The organism is Pseudodesulfovibrio alkaliphilus (genome assembly GCF_009729555.1).
Classification (GTDB): Bacteria; Desulfobacterota; Desulfovibrionia; order Desulfovibrionales; family Desulfovibrionaceae; genus Pseudodesulfovibrio; species Pseudodesulfovibrio alkaliphilus.
In genome coordinates this window covers 44,796-67,092 of the sequence record NZ_WODC01000002.1, presented here as the reverse complement: position 1 = coordinate 67,092, position 22,297 = coordinate 44,796, and the positions used below count along the sequence as shown (strand labels likewise).

Below are 22,297 nucleotides of genomic sequence, written 5' to 3'. Positions count from 1 at the left end.
GCTTGATCCGTAGTATTCCCAAAATCCGCGCCAGCCCCAAGGAGACATCATGCACAGCATCCACAAAATCCCCATCACCCCGCTGGCCCCGCTGGGCCTGCTCGCCTTTGTCGCGGCCGTGGCCGCGGCCGTGGCCTGGAGCTTTCGGTCCGGCCTGACCTGGACGGCCATCTGCCTCATAGCGGTTGTCGCCCCGCTGGCCCTGCTCTATTGGTACATGCTCTACGTCAACCCCCGGCGCGCCTCTGTCACCGTGGCCGAAGAGGGCATTCTGCTGGCCGCACCGCCCTTTGCCAGCGCGGTGATCCCCTGGGCCTCGGTACGGGAGACCTTGGAGGCCAACCTCCTCGACCCGGAATTCGCCATCGGCAAATCAAAGAAATTCATGCACTTCGCCGGATACCGTTCCGGTGTGGTCGAACTCGCCAATGGCCGCGAGGCGGTTATCGTGGCCAACCGGACAACTGTCCTGTGCGTCCGCACCGAGGAGCGCGATTACCTGCTCGGCCCCACTGACCTTGATGCGCTGGTCCGGGCCGTGGCCCAGGCCAGAAAATGAAACAAGACGGGCGGTCCCGAGCGGGACCGCCCGCCCTGCAAGCGAATCCTGGGCAGCCACCCTATGAATTTCCCGGCACCGGCCCGCCAGCGGCGGACTCATCCTCCTTTCTGACCAGATCCCCGTAGGACATGAGCACCTCACTGCCCTCGTTTTCCAGAACCTTACGCCTGATGGTCCTGAACACGGGCATCACCGGCTTGGCGCGGCAAAAAAAGACGCGGACGACGATATAGGCCGGGATGAAGAGAAAGGAAACGCCGACCTCGCCCAGATACGGGACCACGAAAGCCACCGAGCCGAACCGGAACGACAGCCAGCCGATGGCAAACGGCACCACCCAAAGCGACGAAGCAAACAGGGCGATGCGCGAAAAGAAATTTTTGCCAAAAGCGTCGTTGGCGATGGAGTTGCACGCCTTCCAGGCGGCCTTGTCCTTGGCCCCCAGAGCCTGGAGCGACAGATTGTGGTGACGGACCATATTCTGGTTGATGGCCGCGAAATGCTTTTTATTGAGGAAATACACCCCGGCCATGCACAGTTCACCGATGACGGTGGTCAGCAGGCAAAGCCAGAAAAGCCCCACGGCGAAACCCAGATACGGGTTTTCGCCGATGCGGAAGGCCCAGATGAGCCACGGATCGAGAAACTGATACACCGATAACCCGGTCATTGCATTTCCTTCTTTGTGGAGGCCGCCCTCGGGGGCGGCCTCCGTCTTTGTCAAAGCATCAAGCCGACCTAGAAGGGAGGCAGGATGCTGTAACCCAGGAACCCCTGAGAGGTGTAGCGGATACCCACGTAGAAGGCCAGGACGATGAAGATGCGCTTGAGCCAGACATCCGGGATGTACTTGGAGGTCTTGGGGCCGATAATGGAGCCGATGACAACGCCCACCAGCTCGACGCCGATGAGGCTCCACTCAATGGTGATGTTGCCAAGGAACATGTAGGAGGCGATGGAGTTGATCATGCCCACGAACACGGCCAGGGCAGAGGTTCCGGCCACCAGATACATGGGCAGCCCGGCCACGGAGGTCAGGAACGGCACGAGCAGGAAGCCGCCGCCAACACCCAGGAACGAGGCCAGGGCGGCGATGAAGAAGCCGCCGACCAGGGGGATGAGCGGGTTGAACTTGAACTCCACGCCGAAGAAGGTGAACTCGCAGGCAGAGGGGGTGAACTTCTGCACCTTGACGCCCATCTCGGCCATGTCCACCTTGCCACCGGCAGACTGCTCCTTGACGGCTTTCTGGAAGGCGTCGGCGGCCTTCTTGGCGGCCTGCTTGCTGGCCTGGCCCTTGGGGGTGGTCTCATAGAAGAGGTAGCAGCCCAGGAAGAGGACAAAGAGGCCGAAGTAGCCAAGGTACGCCTTCAGGCTGATCTTGCCCGCGGTGAGCCAGGGCACCAGCCAGGAACCGGCGATGGAACCGATGCCCAGGGCGATGGCCAGGGGCAGCACCAAACGACCGGCCTTCCAATAGTTGAAGGAAGAGAGAGCCGCCGAGCAACCGACCATCCACTGGTTGGACACGCGGATGGAGTCGGTGACCAGCTTGTTGAGCTTGGCACCCTTGCCAAAGGAACTGGCATAATCACCCAAACCAAAGATGGTGATGTGGCCGACACCGGCCATGATCCCGCCGAAGGCACCGACGGTGGAGAATATCCAGCCTACCCAGATCGCCCAGAGCAGGGCAATGATCAAGTTGATCTGCGGACCGCCGGGAATGCCAAGATACCCTGGCTCGCCCTGCGGGTTCGCCTCGGCGATGGCGTCGGCCAGGGCGTCGGCCCATGCGGGTTGGGCCATGAGGCACACGGCCAGCACAGCCAGCAACATGAGAGTTTTGTTGGAACGTAACACGGTTACCTCCTGATGATGTGTTGAACCCCAAAAATTTCCCCGTCGCCTGATGGCGGCGGGTTTGATCCTCGACACTATTCGGGCCGCACGAAACTTAAGGCCGATGCGGTGCAACCAGTGACGCAGGCGGGAGTTCCCCCTGCATCGACCCGATCCACACAGTAGTCGCACTTCATGATCTTGCCGGTCTGCCCATTGAAAACCGGCACATCCCAAGGACACGCCTCGATACACGACTGACACCCGTCACACAGGTCCATATTGACAAGCACAAGCCCGTCCTCGCGCTGGTACATGGCCCCGGTGGGACAGGCCGGCACACACTCCGGCTTCTTGCAGTGCATACAGGGCTGGTACTTGAGCTTGGCCGTGGGCTTGCCGTCCTTGTCAGCAATGGGTCCTTCGACAAAGAGCCTGTTCAAACTCAACCCGGTCGGCACCTTGTTCTTCACCTTGCAGTGAATCAGGCAGGCATCACAGGCGATGCACCTTTTCTTGTCAAACTTGATCCTGTAAATTGCCATATCCTCACCTCTGAATCAGCGTTAATCCGCGCAATTTCGACGATAGACTCCCCTTAGGGAATAAAATCGCCCCTGGTCAACGGGACCTGGGGTTGTGATTTTTTTCTCAATTCAACCCTTTTCACATCGTTGTGGTATTATATTTTTCGCCAATAGCTTGTGCGATGTTTCACATAGGGGTAGAGTGTTGCTCAAAGTCGAATACCGTTGCTAGCTTTCGCCATACGGTTGCAGGGTTATTGAAAGCATTGTCACCTTTCCGTGCCTCAGGAGGATACCATGGTTAAGGAATATGTCTACAGCATATGTGGTATGTGCTCGGTGCGCTGCCCCATTCAGGTCGAGGTGGTGGACGGCAGGGCCGAATACATTCAGGGCAACCCCCATGCCCCGGGCATTCAGGGCTCCCTGTGTCCTCGCGGCGCGGCGGGAACCGCGCTGACTTACGACAAAGAACGCCCGCAGCATCCCATGATCCGCGTGGGCGAACGCGGCGAAGGCAAATGGCGCAAGGCGTCCTGGGACGAGGCGTTGGACTATGTGGCTGACAGGCTTAAGGCCATCCAGGCCGAATACGGCAAGCAATCCGTGCTCTTCTCCGACCGGGGCGGCCCGTTTCGCGATTTCTACCGCGCCTTCCTGCGCGGCATCGGTACGCCCAACTACAACAACCACGACTCGGCCTGCGCCCGCAACGTCCAGAACGCCGCCCTCTCGGTCTTCGGCTTCGGCCGCAAGGATGTGGCTTATGACCTCAAGAACGCCAAGCATGTCGTCCTGCAGCAGCGCAACATCTTCGAGGCCGTCAATGTGGCCGAGGTCAACAACCTGCTCAACGGCATGGAAGCCGGGTGCAAGCTCTCGGTCATCGACATCCGGGCCAATGTGCCAGCCACCAAGGCGGACAACTTCTTCCTCATCCGTCCCGGAACGGACTACGCCTTCAACCTGGCGGTGATCAACGCCCTCATCGACGAGGAACTCTACGACAAGCAGTTCGTGGCCGACTGGATAAGCGACTTCGACGTTCTCAAGGACTTCGTGGCCGGATACACCCCCGAGTGGGCCGAGGACGAGACCGGCATCCCCGCCGCCTCGATCCGCGACCTGGCCCGCCAGCTCGCCGAGGCCGCGCCCTCGGTCATCTGGCATCCCGGCTGGATGACGGCCCGCTACAGCGACTCCTTCTACATGACCCGGACCATCTACATCATCAACGCCATGCTCGGAAGCATCGGGGCCAAAGGCGGAATGCCGCTCATGGTCAAGCCCGGCGATGTCGGAGCCAAGGGACTCAAGAGCTTCATGGACCTCTACCCCAAGCCCGAAGGCAAGCGCGTCGACGGAGTGGGATGGATGGAAGGACGCAAGCACTTCGATCAGGGACCTGGGCTGGTGAACCTTGCCTACGACGCCATCGCCACTGGCGAGCCCTATCCCATAAAGGCATACATAGCTCATCGGCACGACCCGCTCATGGCCTTCCCGGACAAGGACGACGTGGTCTCCATGTGGAAGAACCTCGACCTGCTGGTGGCCGTGACCTTCTCCTGGTCCGACACGGCCTGGTACGCCGACGTGGTGCTGCCCATCTCGCCCTATCTGGAGCGCGAGGACACCATCATGACCAAAAATGGCGCCAAGCCGAGCTTCATCATCCGCAAGCGGGCCATCGCACCGATTTACGACACCAAGGCCATCTGGGAGATCTACGCAGGGCTGGCCAAACGCATGGGCCTTGAGGCACTCGACTACGACAACATCGAGGACATCTGGAAATTCCAGCTTGACGGCACTGGCGTGAGCATAGAGGACTTCGACAAGACCGGCATCGTCTCTCTGGCCAAGGAGCCTCTGCTCAAGCCCGTCAAGGAAGGGACCTTCAAGACCCCGTCCGGCAAGATCCAGATCATCGACGCCAAGCTCGAGGGAGACGGCATGCCCTCGCTCCTGCCCTACGTCTCGCCCCAGCGGCCGCCCGCTGACCGCTTCCGCATCACCTTTGGCCGCTGCGCCCTGCACACGCAGGGGCACACGGTCAACAACGCCCTGCTCTTCGAGCGCATGCCGGAGAACACCCTGTGGATTCACACCGACAAGGCCAAGGCCCTGGGTATCGCCACCGACGACCACGTCACCGTGAGCAACAACGGCTACTCGTCTAAAATCCGGGCCTTTGTCACCGACTTCATCCACCCCGAGGCGGTGTTCATGATCCATGGATTCGGACACACCCTGCCCTGCGAATCCCGCGCTCTGGGCAAGGGCGCGGCCGACAATCTGCTCATGCCCAAAGGCATCAGACGCTACGACAAGTCCGGCGGCGCGATCTCCATGCAGGAACACTTCGTGCAAGTCGCCAAGGCACAATAAACTCCATCCCCACACCCCAAGACGAAAGTGGCCGACATCCCCCCGATGTCGGCCACTTTCACTTGTCGGAAAGAAGGGAATGCCCCTGCTCACTTTTCCGAACAGACTGTATGGTCAGCCAAGCTCCTCGACCTTTTGCGCACGAAGGAAGCAGGGAAGAGCGACCTAGAACGACGCTTCCTCGACCGGCCCCGCCCTCCCGGCCGAAAGTCCTGGCCCAAGATAGCTTTTCTTCCCGCACATGATTCATTTCAGAGCTTAAGCTAAGTACGCACCTAGACTTTAACAATGATATTGACTTTCATTTTCTAACAACTATATGAGTAAGCGGACTCTAATTCACAGTCCGACGGAGCCATATCATGAAGAACGTGCGCCGAACTCAAGCCCCGACACAAGATCTTCAAGTTTTGAAAGTTTCCGCCAAAACAGGCATATCGGGCTCCCAATTCATCCAATCATGCTTGTTACGCCCAGGTCTGACACTGGCAATATCCACCCCTGCTCCCAAAAGCCCGCTCCAGGCATCGTTTGATATAGACGATGCCCCCATACAATTCGGCTTTACGTATGCAGGAAAAAGCAGATGCGCCTATTCCGGCGGCAGCCTGCGCAACTCAGCTCATGAGATGCACCAAGGTTCCAACGCAATCTTTCATCTGCCGAAAACAAAAGGAACAATCAAGCAACCCCCCTTCAACCCAGCCTGCACCATAGGCATTACGGCTTCGCCAGAGTTTTTGTACGACTATTTGGCAGACGAACTGGGGCGCCTTCCTGATAAATTCTTAAGGGTCTTGGAAGGCGGTAAAGGTACGCCCTTGGCGTGGTTCGGAGCATGTCACCCCGCCAAGAACGCCCTGCTGGGCCAGATCCTGCATTGCCCCTACAGGGATGGCCTTCGCAAATTATTCCTCGAGAGCAAGGTGTTGGAACTGCTCGCAATACAAATCAACGACTACATCAAGGCCCACACCTGCCAATGCCCCGCGAAACTGGCGCTCTGCCCGTCGGATGTGGAACGCATTCGCCACGCCCGGGATATTCTGGTCAGCGACCTTGAAAACCCGCCGAACATTCCCGAACTGGCAGCACTGGTCGGTGTGAATGAAAAAAAACTCAAGATCGGGTTCAGGCAGGTCTTTGAGACATCTATCTTCGGCTACTTCCGGGAATACAGGATGCAAAAGGCTCACGAGTTCCTGCAACAGGGCAATGCCAATGTCACGGAAACAGCATATGCGGTTGGCTACCAAAGCTTGAGCCACTTCAGTCACGCCTTCAGGGAACGATTCGGAATTCTGCCCAAGGCGTTCCTGACCAGCCAACGCCACCTGCGACATTCAAAGTAAAAAGTCCCGCCACAGGCATTTTTTGCCCGGCCCGGAATAGTCGCCTCTACTCCGTCTGTGTATTGAATGTGAAAATCAAACTCACTTCACCGACTTACATTAAAATGCACAGGCGGGAACACCATGCACTTGCTCAAACCAATCGGCATCCTGTTGTCACTCACTCTCATTTTAACGACCCAAGCGCTTGCAACTGAGGGGAATCCCCAAAACGATAATCGCGAGGAGATCACCCTTGAAGCGGTTACCGTCACTGCCACAAAGCGTGAAGGGTCGGTCAAAGACTTTCCCGGAAACATCACTGTGATGGACGAGATGTTCATGGAGACTCGCGGAGTCAACAAGCTGGGAGACCTGGTCCGCTTCGCGCCGAACATCTACGTCAAGGACACCAGTTCGGGAGGTTCCATCGTTTGCCGCGGCATCTCCACCATTGATACGTCGCTGTTCAGCCCCATGGGCCTGTACATTGATGATGTGGCCTACCCTCTTGGCTACATGGTCAACCAGGATCTTTTCGACCTTGAGCGAGTCGAGATTCTGCGCGGCCCCCAGGGGACACTCTATGGCCGCAACAGCGAGTCCGGGGTGATCAACATCGTGATCAAGGAGCCGGACAACGAACATCGCAATAAAGTGCTTTTTGAGGCAAGCAACTTTCATACGGTCCGCCTGGGCAGCAGCTTTAGCGGACCCATCGTTGAGGACACGCTCTTTTATGGCCTTTCTCTCCAAGGCTATACCACCTACGGATACTACGAAAACACCTATACGAACGACGACGATGTCGCCGGGGAAAAGTCTCTGACCGGCCGCGGCACTCTGCGCTGGACACCCAACAGCGACCTGGAAGTCTCCCTGAACCTTGACGGCGCAAAGCGCAACCTCGGCATCAGCGCCCTGCGCTACGACGAAGGCCCCAACAAGACTGGCCGACACGAGGTCAGCGTCAATGAAGCGGACAGGGCCTACGAAACGGAACTGGGGCAGTCCGCACGGGTCAAGCATAGCTGGCAGTCCATGGAGTTGACCTCCATAACAAGCCACCGGACCTTTGATCGGGACCACCTCTTTGACAACGACAGGACTTCCGTGGCCTTGGGTTACTCCGAGCTGGACGTGGACATGGAGAGCTGGAGCCAGGAATTCCGGCTGGCATCAAAGGACATGGACGCATTGTCGTGGTTGCTCGGAGCTTATGGGCGCTATGAGACAATTGATGCGGGCATAGACTTCACCCACGTCAACCCGCTTCTGGCTTCCACACGCAAAGGGGACAGCAAAGACTTCGGGTATGCTGGTTTTGGTCAGACGACCTATGAAATAGTCAGCGGCCTGCGGCTTACGGGCGGCCTGCGGCTGGATGTCTCCGAAAACAGCGGCAAACAGACCTATACGCCCAACACCGGCCCGGTGTCCTACAAAGGAAACGTGAATGATACGCAATGGCTGCCCATGGCCTCGCTGTCATACGACTTCACCTCCCATGTCACTGGGTACACCACATATTCCCAGGGATTTCTGGCAGGAGGTTTCAATTTCTTCTCCGCCACAAGCGAAGACTCCTTTGCCTACAAAGCCGAGCGTTCCACCAACTACGAGGCAGGCATCAAGACCAACTGGATCGATAACACTCTGCTCCTCAATGCAACGGTCTTTTATATTAACACTTCAGACAAGCAGGTGCGGGAAGAAGTACCCGGCGCAGGCACGGGCGCATGGAAATTCACCAACGCGGCAGAAGCGCACACGCAGGGAGTCGAACTGGAAGCCAAGTACAACCCCATCCCGGAAATCCAACTAATCGCCGGGCTGGGTTATGCGGATTCCAAGGTCGATGACTGGAAAACCACGGTGGGCGGCACCGCGGTGGACTACAGCGGCAACAAGCTGCCCTGGGCTCCGAAATACACCTACAACCTCGGGGTGGCCTACACTCACCAGAGCGGATTCTTTGCCCTGGCCGACCTGTTAGGCACCGGAGAGCAATATTTTGATGCCGCCAACGAACTCAAGGACAATGGATACCGGATCGTGAACCTTCGCCTGGGCTATCAGAGCGAGGATGTCGAATGGTCCCTGTGGTGCAACAACCTGTTCGACGAGGGCTACGCAGTCAAAAAAGTCAATAGCGCCGCAGGTCTCGCAATGGTGGAAGACGGAGCACCCAGAACGTATGGATTGACCTTCAACTGGAGATTTTAAGGAAATGATGCTTCCGCAACAAGCGCCGAACCAACTTACCGATCCGGGCATCGTGTTCGAACTGATGATCGGCCCCATACGCATGGCCGTACTGGATACTGCGCTGAAAATGGAAATGGCCGATATTCTGGCCCAGAAACAGGACCTGGAATCCATCTCCCAGGCCCTGGACGTGAAAAGCGATACAACCAACCTGGCCTATTTTCTCGATGCCCTGGTCTCCATGGGCTTTGCTGCAAAGCAAAATGGACAGTATGGCAACACCCCCTTTGCGGAATCCTATCTGCGAAAGCAAAGCCCCTCCTATCTGGGCGGGCTGGTTCAAAACCTCTCGCGCATGCAGCATCGCAATCTCGGGCGCATCCCGGAGCTGATCCGCCAGGGGCCTCCCGAGGTGAACAAACGGGACCAACTGCATGAAGAAGAGTTGTGGAAACAGTCGGTGCGACATCTGGCCAGCTACCAGAAAGCGGGCATGGCTGATCGTGTGGCCGCCTTGGTGGCCTCGCTCCCGGAATTCCCCAGCATGAAACGCATGCTGGACCTCGGCTGCGGTCCGGGCATCATGTGCATGACAACCGTTTCGCGGCATTCTTCTCTGGAAGGAGTCCTGTGCGATCTGCCCTCTGTCTTGGAGGTGGCCCGCGAAGAGATAGCGGCGGCAGGTCTGGAATCCCGCGTCAGCACCATAGACGGCGATTACAACGATGTGGACTTCGGCAATGGTTACGACCTGATATGGGCCAGCCACACTCTGTATTACGCCAGAGACCTGGATGCCCTGTTCGCTCGACTGTACGAGGCGCTCAATCCGGGCGGTGTCTTCATCAGTTTTCACGAAGGACTGACCAATGAACGCACCCAGCCTTCGGGCGTGGTGCTTTCACGCCTCTCACTGGCCCTGGAGGGTCAGGATGTCTCTTTTGAGCAGGGAGAGATCGCATCCCATCTTCCCGGTGCGGGGTTCTCGCTGGTGGAAACCCGGTCCCTGATGTTGCCCATGGGGTCCATGGAACTGACCATCGCCCGCAAACGAGGCTGACATGAAAACCGCCTTTCTCTCTCTCCTGTTCCTTGGCCTTGCCTGCACGGCAGCGGCGAAAACGCCGACTGTCCTGCGCATATCCGGGCCACCCATAACAGAAAGCATCCCCCTGATGATGATGGAGGGCAAGGACCAGCCATGGGAGCAGGACTTCGAGGCCCGCTTCATCCCCTGGAATTCGCCGGACATGCTTCGGGCCATGGTGGCCGGGCAGCAGGTGGACGCGGCCATCGTGACCACGGCTGCCGCCAGCACCCTGAAGAGCAAGGGCGTCAAGTGCAAGCTGACGCTTCTGCATGAATCCCCGGTGTGGATCGTCTCCACACAGCCCGGATCGGACAGGCTGGAAGACCTCGAAGGCACGCTCTTGTTTCCATTCGGCCCCGGGGAAATGCCGGAATTGTTCTACAGGGCAATCTTGGGAGAAAAAAAGGTCAACCTCGTGACACGGCATACGGGAGGCGTGCTGGAAGCGGTCAACCTGCTTCTGGTCGGAAAAGGCGATCACGCCATGCTCAGCGAACCAACCGCATCCATAGCGATGCTCAGGGCAAAAGCGCTGCAGAGCGAGGGCGCCCCCCTGCTGGTGAAACGAATCGACATGCGGCGCGCCTGGGAGAGCTCCTTTCCGGGGCACAGGCTGGTGGCCAGCGGCATCGCGTTTTTCGGCCCAAAGGCAGACGACACTGAACAGATGCGTGCTTTCAACCGTGCCTATGCACTCGCCTGTGAGTGGGTGCGGCAGCATCCAAAAGAAACCAGGCAGTTGGTCGAGAGAAAATTCCCGGCCCTGGCCGCACAGTTGCAGCAGGGTGAAATAACCGATTTCGAATTCCGCATCATGAGCGGAGAAAAGGCTCAGGAAGACGCCATGTTCTTCCTGTGCAGAATCAGAGAGATATCCCCGGCGGCCATAGGCGGCGCCTTGCCGGGGTCGGACTTGTTCGAGGTTGCACAATGAGCGGCCGCTCCATAGGCAAACTGCCGCCATTGGGCTTTCATCTTTTCGGGGTGGTACTCCTGATCTTCGGCTGGGACATGCTGGCACGGAATTTTTCCGGTCTGGTAGTGGCAAGCCCGGGCGCAACCATGGAAGCGCTCTTCGGACTTTTTGAGAACAAGCTATTTCTGGACCTGCACTTGAAACCCACACTGGAGCGCATCGGCCTGGCTCTTTTTTTTGGCATAGGCAGCGGCGCCCTGCTGGGTATCCTGGCGGGCTTCATCGAACCTTTCAGATTCATGCTGGCCCCTGCCCGCTGGATTCTCACAAGCATACCCGGCGTGGTTCTTGTTGTGGTTTTCATGCTCTGGTTCGGTGTAGGGACCACCATGGTCGTGTGCATTACGGCCACCATGATGGCCCCCATCGTCTATGTGAACGTGGCGGACGGAATGATGGCCGTGGACCGCAATCTGCTGGAGATGGCCAAGGTCTACAAGTTCCCTCTGCATATGCGGCTTGTACGCATATACGCCATGGCCCTTGCCGGGCCGTTTCTCTCCGGGACGGTCCTCGCCACGGGCTACTGCATCCGGCTCGTCGTCTTGGCGGAGATGCTCGGGGCCAATGAGGGCATCGGCCACGCCCTGGCCATTTCCCGATCCAATCTGCAGACCGCCGAGCTGTACGCCCTGACCCTGCTCAGCATGCTCATCGTCGGCGGGGTCGAGCTGGCCCTGCTGCGACCAGCCACCAAGGCAATCCAGAGGAAACGGGCATGAGCACCATCATCACTCTTGAAAACATCCATAAAAGTTTCGGCAACCGCCCGGTCATCGCCGGATTCAACCTGACCGTGAAGCAAGGAGAGGCCATAGGCATGCTCGGCCCCAGCGGCATCGGCAAGTCCACCATCCTGCGCATGATCGCCGGTTTGGAAATGCCGGACATGGGGCACATCACCGTCAACTCGACGCATATCGGCTACGTGTTTCAGGAATCACGTCTGCTGCCATGGGATACGACCCTGAACAACGTGCTCCTGCCGCTTTGTGCGCAGGGCATGAACAAGACCGCAGCCAGGAAGCGCGCACAGCATTATTTACAGCGCATGGAACTGGCCGAATTCGAAAACGCATACCCCCACCAACTCTCCGGGGGCATGCGCCAGAGGGTTGCACTGGCCCGGGCCTTTGCCATATCGCCGGACATTCTCCTGCTGGACGAACCGTTCACCGGGCTGGACAAACCCCTCAAGGACAACATGCGCCAACTGCTGGAGGCCGGCCTTGAGAACACCTCGACCGCAGTCATCCATGTGACTCACGATCCGTCGGAACTTCTGGGCCGGACACACCGCACCGTCCACCTGGAACAACAGGGGCAAGATCGGCAGATCAGGACAAACAGCACACAACCCCGGCAGCGTCTACGAGGCGAGGACTTGCCATTATCAACATACGACTGGTGAGATATCGGTGCCTGGGAGAATGCCACATAATGAAAAACTTACTGTTTGATGGTGAGCGAAACAGCGCCTGTGCCGGACGCCGCGTCTTCCTTCGGAGAAACGGCTCGGCGCCACAGGCGACGGGCGGCATCATGAAAGTCTTCGATAATCATGTAGAGAGACGGCACCAGCACCAGGGTGATCACGGTGGCGAAGACAATACCAAAACCGAGTGAAATGGCCATGGGAACAAGAAACGATGCCTGCGAGGAGGTTTCCAGAATCATGGGGGCCAGGCCGCCAAAGGTGGTAAGGGTGGTCAACATGACGGGCCTGAAGCGGGAGGTTCCGGCGTCAAGCACGGCATCATGAGCGCAGCGGCCCTGACGGCGTTGATCGTTGGCATGACTGATAAGCACCAGGGAGTCGTTGACCACCACCCCCGAGAGGGCGACGATGCCAAGAAGGCTGTTCAGGCTGATGGGGCATCCCATGAGCATGTGACCGAGGATGGCACCCACCGCGCCAAAGGGGATGCAGATCATGATGACCACCGGCTGGGTGTAGCTCTTGAAGGGGATGGCAAGCAGGGCATAGACGGCGAGCATGGCCAGCATCAGGCCGGACATGAGGCTCGCCGTCCCCTCGCTCATGTCCTGCTGGTGTCCGTCCAGGGCGTAAGTCAGTCCGGGGTAGGCCGCCTTGAGCGCAGGCATGGTCTCGGCCAGGATTTCCGCCAGGACCTTGTTGCTGTCCTCCCGCGGAGTGATGTCCGCCGAAACGGTCAGCGCCCGACGGCCGTTGACGTGCTTGATGGAGGTATAGGCACGGCCTCGCTTGATGTCGACCACCTCGCGAAGGGGCACTTCGGTCCCGCCCGGCGTACGGACCATGAACTCCTCCAGATCGAACTCGGAGACCCTCTCGGCCTCGGGTCTGCGTACCACCACCTTGATCTCGTTGCGCCCCCGCTGTTGCCGGAGCACCTCGGTGCCGTAATAGGCGGCCCGCACCTGGGAGGCAACCTCCTGAGCGGTCAACCCCAGGCTCTGCCCCTCTGGCCTGATGGTGAAGTCGAGCTGCTGCTTGCCGGGCGAATACCCGGAATCAATGTCCTTGGCGTTGGGAAAGTAGCTCAGGGCCTCGGCCAGTTGGTCGGCTGCGGCCTCAAGAGTGGTCACATCGCTATGACTCAGTTGCAGTTCAAGAGAACTGCCTGCCCCAGGGCCGCCGCGGTCCGACTCGAAGGTGATGGACTGCAGGCCGGGGATCATCCCGCTCTCCTTGCGCCATCTGTTCACGAATTCGTCGGTGGTGATGGGCCGCTCGTCAGCTCCGGTCAGGTATATCTGCGCCTTGACCACATGGCTGCCTGAGAAATCGCGCCCCTCGCCGCCGATTTTGGAGAAACTCCCCCTGGCCAGCGCCTCCCCGCCATTTTCGGCGATGACCTTGTCCGCAGCTTGCAAAAGCCTGTCACGCACGGCCACAGAGCTATCCACGGCCGCGCCGTAAGGCAGCTCGGCCGTAACATGGGCATAGTCCGAATCGGCCTTGGGCATCAGCGTCACCCCGATACGACCGCTGGCCACATAGGCTCCGCACAACAGCAACAGGGCGGCTCCGGAAGCAATGGTCGCGTAACGCCAGGTCACACACCAATCCAGCAGAGGGCGGTAGACCTTCTGGATGAAGGAGAGCAGTCCGGCGCTGATGCGTTGCTGCCGCATGGCCACCCAGGCCATGGGTCGCGAGTGTCGCCCTGTTCCCATATGCCCCAGGTGGGCTGGCAGTATGAACAGGCTCTCAATGAGCGAAACCGCGAACACCGCGATAACCACCACCGGGATGCAGTACATGATCTTGCCCATGGTTCCGGGGATAAAGAGCAGGGGCATGAAAGCCACAATGTTGGTCAGCACGCTGAAGATCACGGGCATGGCGATGCCTCTGACTCCCTCGATGGCGGCCTTGAGCGGGGGCATGCCCTGCTGACGCATGGTATGGACGTTCTCCCCGACCACAATGGCGTCGTCCACCACGATACCAAGGGCGATGAGAAAGGCGAACATGCTGATCATGTTCACGCTGACGCCGAGGGTGGAGAGAATGAGGAACGAACCGAGGAAAGAGATGGGAATACCCATGGCCACCCAGAAGGCAAGCCTGGGCTCAAGAAACAGGGCAAGGAGAACGAAGACCAGGGCCAGCCCCAGGTAGCCGTTATTCAAAAGAAGATCCATGCGCTGACTAAAGACCTCGGAATTGTCGTCGAGCACGGCCACGGAAACCCCTCGGGGCAGGGTCTGACGAAACGCTTCAAGCCGCTCTCGGGCCGCTTCTGAAACCGTGATCGGGGTCTGGTCCCCCACCCGGTAAACATCGACTCGCACGGCGGTCATGCCATTGAATGCGGTAATAATATCCGTATCTTCGAATCCTTCGGTGACGGTGGCGATATCCTCAAGCAACATCCTCGTTCCGTCGCTGCCCGTAAGCACCGGGGTCTGGGCGAAGTCGCGTGCGTAGTCACGCCGCTCCTTCATCCTGACAAGAATCTCTCCGGATTCGGTCTTGACCCCTCCGCCGGGCATATCCACCGATGCCTCGCGCAACCTTTCGGCCACATCGCCCAACGTCAGCCCATGCGCCCGCAGCCTGGCCTGGGGCACCTCCACCGTGATCTGCAGATTGCTGACCTCCGACAACTCGGCCTGGGTAATGCGATAGTCGCTGATCAGTTCATCGCGCAGTTGATCGGCCATTTCCCGAAGCACCAGTTGGTCCTGATGCCCGTAGACCATGATCGAGAGAACGCTGTGCTTTCGCGACGACGCGGCGATGACCGGGTCCTCGGCCTCGGCGGGAAAGGACGAAACACGGTCCACCTCGCTCTTCACGTCCTGAGTGAGGCTGTGCAGATTCGCCCCCTCAAGCGCCTTGACGATGACCTGCGACGACCCTTCGCTCGAAGTGGACGTAACTTCCTTGACGCCGTTGATTCCCTGCACGGCCTGCTCAATGGCCAGAGTAACCCCCTGCTCCACCTCCTCCGGGCTCGCGCCAGGGTAGGACACGGAGATGGAGACCTGATCCTCGCTGAATTCAGGAAAAACCTCCTGCCTGATCTGCAGGGCGAGAATCAGGCCTCCCGCCAGCAGAACCATCATGAGCAGATTGGCGGCAACGGAGTTTCCCGCCATCCAGGCCAGAGGCCCGCCGTCGCGGAATTTCCGGCTACTCATGCGCCTCACCCTCTTCCGATTGCGTGTTCATGGATTCTGTGCCTCCGGTAGCACCCGAGCGAGAAAGAACACCGGCAGCACTCAACGCCATACCCTGAACTGGCGCGGAAAGGCTTGACAGGACCAGTTGCTCGCCCTCCTCAAGCCCCTGGGTCAGAATGACCGACTGGGTGTCGCGCCAGGCCGGTATCACGGTGCGGATGTCCAAGGTACCGTCTTCGGACACCACCCATATCCGCCCGTTGTCTCTAAAGGCGGACCTGGGGATGGCGATGCCGCCGTCGACCCTGCCGCCGTCCACCAGCACAGTGACATAGGAACCGAGCAGCAGCGGGTGAACGCCCGGCTCCCCAGTCAGGTTGAGCGGATCAGGAATGGAGATGAGAATGCGGGCCATGCGCCCCTCGTCCTCCAGGGCCGGAAGCAGCCGGATGACACGCCCCTCCCGCCGCGTTCGACCATCGGCGTTGATGATGGTGGCCGCAGAGCCCGGCTTGTCGCCATTTGGCAGCGTTATCCAGCCGAGCCTGTCCACCGGGATCGATGCCTGGACCCAGAATTCGTCGGTGCAGACAAGGGTGGCGAGAGCGTCCTGGGCGCTGACCATGGCCCCTGCGTCCACGGATTTGTCCTTGACCACGGCCGCAAACGGGGCAGTGATCACAGTCCGCTCCAAATCCAGCCGTGCCTGATCGAGCTTGGCCCTGGCCGCTTCCAGATCGGCTACGGCCTTTTCCAGATGCGGCTTGCGCAACGCGAGTTCGGCTTCCTCCTCGGTGCCGCCAGACGACTCCCGAAGCAGATCCCACTCGCGCCCGGCAACATTCTGATAACCTTGCTCCACCTTGAGATTGTATTCCGCCTCCGTCACTTCGGCCTTGATCTCGCGCAGCGTCAGTTCATAGTCCTTGACATCAATGCGCAATATTACCTCGCCTTTGGCGAACATGCCTCCGGGAACATAGGCATCGCTCGCGGACACGACCTCCCCCGCCACACGGGATTTCAGGTTGATCTCGCGAGCGGCCATGACCGTGCCCATCACGGAAACCGTGACTTGTTGGGAGCTTTTTTCAAAAACGTCGACAGACACGGCCGGGGCGGCCGGGGCGGGCGGCGCCTTGGCGGCGCGTGGCGATGTGGCTATCAGGGAAAAAGCTGCGGCCACAGCCAGGACGACGATGACTACGGGAATAACCGCCTTGAGGCGGAACCATTGTTTGGTTCGTGACAATTCGACATTCATGGCGCTATCCGTTGTGTTGATGTTGGTCGTTCGGGGCGGCGCCGGATTGCACGGCATCCTCTTCCCCGTCGGGGGCCGACGGCACGAGGTCATTGACCCAGGAGCCGCCCAGAGCGCGGTGCAGGGCCGCCCGATAAAGCAGCAGATCGGCCGCATCGCCTACGGCAGACACCTCCAGCTCCTGCACGGTGAAAAGCGCGGTGAGCACAGGCAGGTAATCGTCCAGCCCCTGCCTGTAGCGCGACAGGGCCTCGCTCAGATTGACGCGGGCGGCCAGGACCTGTGCCTGACGGGCCTTGATATACCGCCGCTGCCACTTTTCCTGGGCCAGAGCATCTTCCACTTCCTTGAGGGCGGTCAGCACGGTAGCCTTGTAGTCGGCCAGCCGCTCGTCCACCACGCCGCGAGCCTTCTCGACCTCGGCGGCACGGGAACCGCCGTCAAAGATCGGCCCCACCACCGAGGCGGCCAAGGAAAACATCCAATTGTTAAAAAGGGTGGCAAGCTGTGCCCCGGAATACGCCGCATCACCGCCAAGGGTAAGGGCGGGCAGACGGTCAGCCCGGGCTGCGGCCACCGTCCAGTCGGCCGACTGCAGGGCAAGCCCTGACGAGCGGATATCGGGCCGGTTGGCCAAAAGATCGACGGGCAGCCCCAGCCCCGGCAGCGACGCAGGCTCCGGGAGCGGCTCGTCCGCCACCATGACCGTCCCGACGGGTCGGCCAAGCAGCAGGGCCAACTCGTGCAGCAACAACTGTTCCTCGGATTCGACAAGAGGCAATTCCGCCTTGACACGCTCGACGTTTTCCCGCTGCTGATACACATCCAAAGCGGTTGCCAGGGAGTTTCTGAACCGAAGCTCGATGAGTTCAAGGTATGTCCGGTTGGCGGTTATCTGCGAGTGCAGTATCTGTTTCTTCTGCCGTTGGGCCTGGATACGCACCCATTTGGTCACGATTTCCGCGGCCACGGTCATGGCCACGGTGTTCAGATCCTCGCGGCTGGCCGCGCTGTCGAGTTCTCCAGCCCTGGACACGGCCTGCACACGGCCCCAGAAATCCACCTCATATCCGGCACTCAAGCCGACGGAGTGGGTTTCGCTGGTGGTCTCGCTCCTGGCGTTCCCACTGCTTCTCGTGTGGGCGTAGTCCGCCGCGCCTGTCAGAACGGGATAGGCATCCGCCCCTGACTGCACCGCCGAGGCCCGCGCCTGACGCAGCCGCCCCCAGGCCGCGCCAATGTCGAGGTTTGCGGACAGTCCCTCTTCCACCAGTGCGTCAAGCTCCTCGCTGCCAAACTCCCGCCACCATCGATCCGTGGCCCTGGGTTCTTCGGAGTACAGGGTGTAGGCAGGCGGAAGCGATAACTCCATGCCGTCACGCGGATCGGGCTGAAACGGTGTGCACCCAGCCACCAGGAGCGCGGCCACCAGGGATGCCGCCACGCTGAAGAACAAATGCGCCTGGGTCGATGGGGATATGGATGAAACGTGATGCAAGAGGTTGTCTCCGGTCGTATTTTTTGGGTCCCCCCTGTCTAGGCGCACAATGTTGGCAGAGTTTTTCCACCATGATAAAAAATGTAAATGTGTGTAAAAGAACAACCATCCCCCTTTCCTGTTCAGGCCACCAAGGCTATGGGGCTAGCATGAACGACAACGGCGACATTCTCATCATCGACGACGACGAAAAGCTGCGTGCGCTTCTGACCGAATATCTGGAGGGGTACGGCTTTGGAGTACGCACCCTGCCTTCGGGCGATGGAGCGGTGGATGTGGTCCGCTCCGCCCCGCCGGGACTTGTCATTCTCGACGTGATGATGCCCGGGCGCAACGGGCTTGACGTGCTGCGCGACATCCGTGGGCACTCCCGGGTGCCTGTGATCATGCTCACAGCCAAGGGCGAGGATACCGACCGCATCGTGGGCCTGGAGCTGGGCGCCGACGACTACCTGCCAAAGCCCTTCAATCCCCGCGAATTACTGGCCCGGATCAAGGCGGTCCTCCGCCGCCTGGACGCACCCGCTGCCGAAGGCCAGGTTCCGGCCCAGCGGCCCGTCCCCCTGCTTGAGGCGGGCGGCCTGACCCTCAACCTCGCCCGTCAGGTGCTGCTGGCCCAAGGCGCGGAGGTGGAACTTTCAGCCACCGAGTTCCGCCTGCTCCGGGTGCTTATGGAGAACCCGGACACGGCCATGACCCGGGACGAGTTGATGACTCTGGCCTGGGACAGGGATTTTTCCGCCTATGACCGAAGCATCGATGTGCACATCAGCAAGCTGCGCTCGCTGCTGCGCTCCTATCCCGCCCATGCCCGGCGCATCCGAACCGTATGGGGCACGGGCTACCTGTTCGTGGGGGCCGAGTGAGAATAACGCGACTCTACCTCAAGATATTTTTCGCCTTTGTGGCTGTGCTTCTGGCGGCCGAGGCCGTGGTCTTCGGGGTCATTCTATCCATGAAGATGCACTCGCCCTTCTTTCGCGACGCCGTCGAGCGGGCCATGCTTGTGAGTCTGCTCGTGGAGCGGGAGTTTTCGGAAAACGCGGCTTCGCCAGAGGCCCTTCGGGAGCAGGGCGCATCGCTGATCGACACGCTGGCCCGAGGATTCGGCAGCGACATTTGGCTGACCGATGCCCAGGGCCGGACCGTGGTCGCCTCCTTCGACGGCCCGGTACCGGACATTGCGGACAACCTCGTCGCCGTAAACGTGGAGCTTCCCGAAGGAGTGCGCTTCTTCCAGGTCGGAAACAGAAGGTTCCGTTCCATATACCTCGACTCTGCCATCACCCTGAAGGACGGTACCGCCATGACCGCCCACATACTTCACGCCAAACATCCGCCCCGCGAGCAGGAGTGGTTTCTCAAGGGGCTCGTCCTGCTCACCTGCCTGAGCGCGGTCTTCATCATCCCGGTGTCGCGGCGCATCACCCGGCCCATCCTCAAGCTGGCCGAAACCGTCGAACGCCTGGGCCAGGGCGATTTCTCGCGCCGGGTTGACGAAAAGGGGCACGACGAGGTGGCCGTGCTGGCGCGCAAGTTCAACCGCATGGCCGGGAGTCTGGAAAAAATGGTCTCCAGCGGCAAGGAGCTGACGGCCCACCTCTCCCATGAGCTGCGCAGTCCGCTGGCCAGACTGCGCATCTCGCTGCAGATGCTTCTGGAGCGCAACGAACAGGGCCGCACGGACGGCAACGCCACGCTGCTGGCCGGCATGCGCGACGAGATCGAGCACATGGACAACCTCATCGGCAAGATGCTCGCCCTCTCCAAGCTCGACATGCGCGAACCGCCACCGCGCACCGACAGCGTGGACCTGGCCGGGCTGATCGCCGAGCTGATCGACAATTACGGCCCCATGGCCGCCAGCCGAAACCTTCGGCTCAGCGCGGATCTGGCTGCGGTCCCCCCCCTGGCATGCCAGGGAATGTACATTCGCAGCCTCGTGGACAACGTCCTCGGAAATGCCATCAAGTATGCCGGACAAGGCGGGAAGGTCGCGGTCTCCTTGCGCCAGGAGGCTCGTGCATTGGTAATGCGCGTGGCCAACAGCCACCCGCCGCTGACAGAGGAGGAGCTGTCGGCCATGTTCATTCCCTTTCACCGGCTGAACAGGAGCGAGGAGTCCGGCACCGGACTGGGGTTGGCCACGGCCCAGCGCATAGCAGCCCTGCACGAGGGCTGCATCGAGGCGATCAACGGCACCCTGCCCGACGGGGAAAGCTGCCTGATCGTCACCGTGACCCTTTCGCAGAAACCGGACGGACGCGACATTACGAGCTGAGTGAGGCGAGCAGGGATTCCAGCGTATTCGACAGGGCCGAGTATTCGATCAGCTTCGCATCAAGAGCCGCATACTTGCGCGTCAATGAGGATTCAAGCTGATCCAACCTCTTTTCCTCGTTGTATATCTGGTTGTTGAGACTGGACACGCTCTGTTCGTAGTTGTCGATGAGTATCGTCAAAGTACCGTCTTCGGAATTGGTCATGGCGGTGATGGTATCGATCAGTTCATCAATCTTGCCCTGCCTGACCCTGGCTGTGCCGGTGTGGGTCCCCTCCTCCTGGTTGAGAATGGAGATGCTCAGTCCCCGCGAGGAGGAAGCGATGCCAAGGATGTTCCAGTCCCCTTCAATGGCTGCCGCCTCGCCGTTGATGAAGGCCGAAACCAGAACGCCGTTTTCCACGGTGTATTCCACTGTGTGCTCTCCGGCAGGGGTCAGGGCTCCGACTATCGAATCCACGGAAAAATCGTTGCTGTCGGAAGTGGCCGAACCGCTGGTCGAGAAGAGAAGCGCCACTGCTTCGGAGTTCTTTGCCAGCGCTTCCTCCAGCGCATCGGTGTCCAGAATCAACTGGCCGAAAGAGTCTGAACCCTCGTCAGTGTTGGTGGAAATACCCACCTGGGAAAGGGCGTTGAAGAGATCCCCCCCCGCTTGCGAATCGTAGCGGGCGAAGCCGATCCCGCTGGAGGAGAGAACGCTCTTGAACTGGGAGTACATGAGGTTCGTGGCGGAATTCCTCACAGTGAGAGTTTCGCTGTCCTCGTCGTCGCTCCCGGCGCGGCCGGTAAGCACCTGCATATCGTAGATGATCTGGTTGACCGAGGCGACGAGCGCCTCGGCCTTTTCGACAATAGCCTCGGTATCAAGGCGCACGGAGATGCGCAGTCCGCTGTCGCCGGTTGTCTCCATCAGCTCAAGGGTCACGCCCTTGATGACATCGTCGATGGTGTTGCTTGAGCGCTCGATCCAGCTCTGGGCACCCACCGGAAAGCCGTCCACCCTCAGACGCGCATTGCAGGCCTCCTGGGTGTTGGTGAACCCCTCGGCGCTCCAACCCGACAAAGAGCCTGTATCGGCCACGGTGATGGCGTTCTCCGCCCCGGACTCCTCGCCCCTGAGCACGAAATAATAACTGCTGCCGTCATTGATGAGGCTGGCCGAAAGCTTGCCGTCCAGGGCCGCGTTGGCGTTGATGGTGTTGATCAACCCAGCAAGGGTGGTTCCGGCCGCGATGTCGACGGCGATGCTCTCCCCAGCGTAGGTCAGTTGCAGGGTGGTGGCCTCCTGGGCGACCACCGTGTCGGAAGAGGCGTAGCCCTGGTCGGTGAATATCCAGACATCATTCTGGGCCAGCTGGTCCACGATGACCGTATGGGTGCCGGTGTCGGCGTCGGCGCTGGCCGAGGCGCTGACCTGGTCTCCGGTGCTGGTGGCGTCCATGGACAGAAAATCCCCCATGTCTTCCAGAGTCTGCTTGAGTTCCTTGAGGTTCGACTTCAATTCTTCAAGCAGGGTGATGGCCGCCTTCTTTTCGTCCCTGTCCGCCTCGTAAGCGTCCTTGCGGTAGGCTTCCGCATTGACCGTTGCCTCAATGATCTCCTGAAAATCAGTGCCGTTACCCAAGCCGGTAAAACTTATCTTGCCCGAGGTCGTAGAGCTTATGTAGCTGGTCACGTCCGATGAAAGCGATGACACATATCCCATGGCTT

The 22,297-nt window shown here is 59.8% G+C and carries 17 protein-coding genes; 10 read left to right on the top strand and 7 right to left on the bottom strand.

Going from position 1 to position 22,297, the window contains the following annotated elements; genetic code table 11:
• The first annotated feature begins 49 nt into the window (after positions 1–49).
• Positions 50–559, top strand: a complete 510-nt coding sequence (locus tag GKC30_RS04000; protein ID WP_155932448.1) for a PH domain-containing protein — start codon at positions 50–52, stop codon at positions 557–559.
• Between the two features lie 61 nt (positions 560–620).
• Here the strand turns inward: GKC30_RS04000 and GKC30_RS03995 are convergent, their stop codons facing one another.
• From GKC30_RS03995 to GKC30_RS03985, 3 genes are all read right to left on the bottom strand, one after another.
• Positions 621–1,232 (bottom strand): hypothetical protein, encoded by a 612-nt coding sequence (locus tag GKC30_RS03995; RefSeq protein WP_155932447.1) that lies wholly within the window; start codon positions 1,230–1,232, stop codon positions 621–623.
• 68 nt (positions 1,233–1,300) lie between these two features.
• Complete coding sequence (locus GKC30_RS03990; protein WP_367613968.1) at positions 1,301–2,425, bottom strand: sulfite exporter TauE/SafE family protein; 1,125 nt, start codon at positions 2,423–2,425, stop codon at positions 1,301–1,303.
• A 74-nt stretch (positions 2,426–2,499) separates the two neighbouring features.
• A complete protein-coding gene (locus GKC30_RS03985; protein ID WP_155932446.1) occupies positions 2,500–2,949 on the bottom strand; it encodes a 4Fe-4S dicluster domain-containing protein in 450 nt (149 codons plus the stop codon).
• A 279-nt stretch (positions 2,950–3,228) separates the two neighbouring features.
• Here GKC30_RS03985 and GKC30_RS03980 point away from each other — a divergent pair, with 279 nt between their 5' ends.
• The 7 genes from GKC30_RS03980 (at position 3,229) to GKC30_RS03950 (ending at position 12,338) form a co-directional block, all read left to right on the top strand.
• Positions 3,229–5,322, top strand: a complete 2,094-nt coding sequence (locus tag GKC30_RS03980) for a molybdopterin-dependent oxidoreductase (protein ID WP_155932445.1) — start codon at positions 3,229–3,231, stop codon at positions 5,320–5,322.
• 362 nt (positions 5,323–5,684) lie between these two features.
• Entirely contained in the window at positions 5,685–6,674 is a 990-nt protein-coding gene (locus GKC30_RS03975; RefSeq protein WP_155932444.1) for a helix-turn-helix transcriptional regulator, read from the top strand.
• Between the two features lie 123 nt (positions 6,675–6,797).
• Entirely contained in the window at positions 6,798–8,879 is a 2,082-nt protein-coding gene (locus GKC30_RS03970) for a TonB-dependent receptor (protein ID WP_155932443.1), read from the top strand.
• A gap of 4 nt (positions 8,880–8,883) precedes the next feature.
• Positions 8,884–9,921 (top strand): class I SAM-dependent methyltransferase, encoded by a 1,038-nt coding sequence (locus tag GKC30_RS03965; protein WP_155932442.1) that lies wholly within the window; start codon positions 8,884–8,886, stop codon positions 9,919–9,921.
• Between the two features lies 1 nt (position 9,922).
• Complete coding sequence (locus GKC30_RS03960) at positions 9,923–10,885, top strand: ABC transporter substrate-binding protein (protein WP_155932441.1); 963 nt, start codon at positions 9,923–9,925, stop codon at positions 10,883–10,885.
• Positions 10,882–11,649, top strand: a complete 768-nt coding sequence (locus GKC30_RS03955) for an ABC transporter permease (RefSeq protein WP_155932440.1) — start codon at positions 10,882–10,884, stop codon at positions 11,647–11,649. Before GKC30_RS03960 ends, GKC30_RS03955 begins: the two co-directional genes overlap by 4 nt.
• Entirely contained in the window at positions 11,646–12,338 is a 693-nt protein-coding gene (locus tag GKC30_RS03950) for an ABC transporter ATP-binding protein (RefSeq protein WP_155932439.1), read from the top strand. Before GKC30_RS03955 ends, GKC30_RS03950 begins: the two co-directional genes overlap by 4 nt.
• Before the next feature lie 38 nt (positions 12,339–12,376).
• Here the strand turns inward: GKC30_RS03950 and GKC30_RS03945 are convergent, their stop codons facing one another.
• The 3 genes from GKC30_RS03945 to GKC30_RS03935 are packed head-to-tail and all read right to left on the bottom strand — an operon-like array spanning position 12,377 to position 18,306.
• Positions 12,377–15,562, bottom strand: coding sequence for an efflux RND transporter permease subunit (locus GKC30_RS03945; RefSeq protein ID WP_155932438.1), 3,186 nt, complete (start codon positions 15,560–15,562; stop codon positions 12,377–12,379).
• On the bottom strand, positions 15,555–16,808 hold the full coding sequence (locus tag GKC30_RS03940; RefSeq protein ID WP_155932437.1) for an efflux RND transporter periplasmic adaptor subunit: 1,254 nt from the start codon (positions 16,806–16,808) through the stop codon (positions 15,555–15,557). The genes GKC30_RS03945 and GKC30_RS03940 overlap by 8 nt, the downstream gene beginning before the upstream one ends.
• Positions 16,809–16,812: 4 nt before the next feature.
• Positions 16,813–18,306: an efflux transporter outer membrane subunit gene (locus tag GKC30_RS03935; protein ID WP_155932436.1), complete on the bottom strand. Its 1,494-nt coding sequence runs from the start codon at positions 18,304–18,306 to the stop codon at positions 16,813–16,815.
• 149 nt (positions 18,307–18,455) lie between these two features.
• On the opposite strand from GKC30_RS03935, the gene GKC30_RS03930 reads away from it, so the two are divergent.
• Complete coding sequence (locus GKC30_RS03930) at positions 18,456–19,172, top strand: response regulator (protein ID WP_155932435.1); 717 nt, start codon at positions 18,456–18,458, stop codon at positions 19,170–19,172.
• A complete protein-coding gene (locus GKC30_RS03925; protein ID WP_155932434.1) occupies positions 19,169–20,587 on the top strand; it encodes an ATP-binding protein in 1,419 nt (472 codons plus the stop codon). The genes GKC30_RS03930 and GKC30_RS03925 overlap by 4 nt, the downstream gene beginning before the upstream one ends.
• Here GKC30_RS03925 and fliD read toward each other — a convergent pair.
• The gene (gene fliD, locus GKC30_RS03920) at positions 20,577–22,292 is read right to left on the bottom strand and encodes a flagellar filament capping protein FliD (protein ID WP_155932433.1); all 1,716 of its coding nucleotides are present in this window, start codon (positions 22,290–22,292) and stop codon (positions 20,577–20,579) included. The two genes, GKC30_RS03925 and fliD, sit on opposite strands and share 11 nt — an antisense overlap.
• Positions 22,293–22,297: the final 5 nt, after the last annotated feature.

Bases quoted from the DNA above. Each gene is read 5' to 3' on its own strand.
- GKC30_RS04000 (WP_155932448.1), top strand. From the start codon at position 50: ATGCACAGCATCCACAAAATCCCCATCACCCCGCTGGCCCCGCTGGGC.
- GKC30_RS03995 (WP_155932447.1), bottom strand. From the start codon at position 1,232: ATGACCGGGTTATCGGTGTATCAGTTTCTCGATCCGTGGCTCATCTGG.
- GKC30_RS03985 (WP_155932446.1), bottom strand. From the start codon at position 2,949: ATGGCAATTTACAGGATCAAGTTTGACAAGAAAAGGTGCATCGCCTGT.
- GKC30_RS03980 (WP_155932445.1), top strand. From the start codon at position 3,229: ATGGTTAAGGAATATGTCTACAGCATATGTGGTATGTGCTCGGTGCGC.
- GKC30_RS03975 (WP_155932444.1), top strand. From the start codon at position 5,685: ATGAAGAACGTGCGCCGAACTCAAGCCCCGACACAAGATCTTCAAGTT.
- GKC30_RS03970 (WP_155932443.1), top strand. From the start codon at position 6,798: ATGCACTTGCTCAAACCAATCGGCATCCTGTTGTCACTCACTCTCATT.
- GKC30_RS03965 (WP_155932442.1), top strand. From the start codon at position 8,884: ATGATGCTTCCGCAACAAGCGCCGAACCAACTTACCGATCCGGGCATC.
- GKC30_RS03960 (WP_155932441.1), top strand. From the start codon at position 9,923: ATGAAAACCGCCTTTCTCTCTCTCCTGTTCCTTGGCCTTGCCTGCACG.
- GKC30_RS03955 (WP_155932440.1), top strand. From the start codon at position 10,882: ATGAGCGGCCGCTCCATAGGCAAACTGCCGCCATTGGGCTTTCATCTT.
- GKC30_RS03950 (WP_155932439.1), top strand. From the start codon at position 11,646: ATGAGCACCATCATCACTCTTGAAAACATCCATAAAAGTTTCGGCAAC.
- GKC30_RS03945 (WP_155932438.1), bottom strand. From the start codon at position 15,562: ATGAGTAGCCGGAAATTCCGCGACGGCGGGCCTCTGGCCTGGATGGCG.
- GKC30_RS03940 (WP_155932437.1), bottom strand. From the start codon at position 16,808: ATGAATGTCGAATTGTCACGAACCAAACAATGGTTCCGCCTCAAGGCG.
- GKC30_RS03930 (WP_155932435.1), top strand. From the start codon at position 18,456: ATGAACGACAACGGCGACATTCTCATCATCGACGACGACGAAAAGCTG.
- fliD (WP_155932433.1), bottom strand. From the start codon at position 22,292: ATGGGATATGTGTCATCGCTTTCATCGGACGTGACCAGCTACATAAGC.